At 55.8% G+C, this 1,112-nt stretch carries 2 protein-coding genes; one reads left to right on the forward strand and one right to left on the reverse strand.

Annotated features, from left to right (window positions below):
• A partial coding sequence (locus HMPREF9538_RS09635; RefSeq protein WP_032457179.1) for an iron-containing redox enzyme family protein occupies window positions 1-297 on the forward strand: 297 nt, incomplete at its 5' end.
• Here HMPREF9538_RS09635 and HMPREF9538_RS09630 read toward each other — a convergent pair.
• Complete coding sequence (locus HMPREF9538_RS09630) at window positions 273-851, reverse strand: TetR/AcrR family transcriptional regulator (protein WP_009485571.1); 579 nt, start codon at window positions 849-851, stop codon at window positions 273-275. The two genes, HMPREF9538_RS09635 and HMPREF9538_RS09630, sit on opposite strands and share 25 nt — an antisense overlap.
• Window positions 852-1,112: the final 261 nt, after the last annotated feature.

A 1,112-nucleotide genomic window follows, 5' to 3' on the forward strand; every position in this document is an offset into this window, starting at 1 on the left:
CTGCCCGCCCCGCCGCAGTATGAAAAACTGGTGGCGGGCTGTCGGCGGATTGGGCTTTCCGATCGCGACGTGCATTACTATGCCGAACATATCACGGTCGACATCGGCCATGCGGACGGCTGGCTGAACAATGTGATTGTGCCGATTGGCAAAAAACATCCGGCGGCGATGGAGGAGGTCTTCTTTGGCGCCGCGCTGCGTCTGCAAACCTGCAACGATTACTATGATGGTCTGCTGGCGGCCCTGCAGTCGCTGGGCGGCAGCTTATCATCTCACAGCGTACCGCCTTCTGAGTAAATAAGCGCTTTGGCCGCGCTCCAGGCGGTCACCCCTGGCGGGATCTCCCGGCATTCGGCGGACTCGGCCTGCTGGGCGGCGATGGCGCCATCGATGAGCATCACCATCATCATGGCCACCCGCTCGGCAGGTTCCGGTTTTAACACCTGCAGAAGGATATCGCGGAAGAACTGCCAGAGGAGCGACTTAAATCGGGAGCATTGCTCCCGGATCGCCGGCGATGACGCGCCATATTCAAACAGCGCGCGGGTAAACATGCAGCCGTGGAACGTTTCGCAGGTAAACCAGCGATGGTAGTAGTCGAACACGGCAAACAGCTTTTCCCGCGCGCTGGCTTTATCCGCGGTGATCTGCGCCAGATCCTGCATAAATTCGCTCTCTTTCTGCTTGAGGATAGCCAGAATGAGCGCCTCTTTATCGGCGTAATAGCGGTAGAAGGTCATTTTGGAGATGCCAGCATGTTCAGCAATCCGCTCGATGCTGGGCGACTGATATCCTTCGCGATTAAACAGCGCGCTGGCGTGGCGGAGAATGTCCGCTTGTTTTGGCTTCATGCGTTTTCCTGTCGAATGGTTCGCTGTCACGATTGCCGGTGACACGGCCGTCCTGCGACAGCGGTGCATTATGCCGGATCTTGCCGCCAGACGGGCAAAAAGTAAATCAGCCGCGGTTTATGCGGCGTCGGTTCCCTCAATAAAAACAAGATTGCGTAGACATACACAAGTCATGTCCTTATGTTTCTGAACCGACGTATTATTCGGACCTTTATACACATAAGCTGTGAATGAGGTGATGCTGCCAACTTACTGATTTAG

Origin of the sequence: Klebsiella sp. MS 92-3 (assembly GCF_000195655.1) — a bacterium.
GTDB classification, from domain to species: Bacteria; Pseudomonadota; Gammaproteobacteria; order Enterobacterales; family Enterobacteriaceae; genus Klebsiella; species Klebsiella pneumoniae.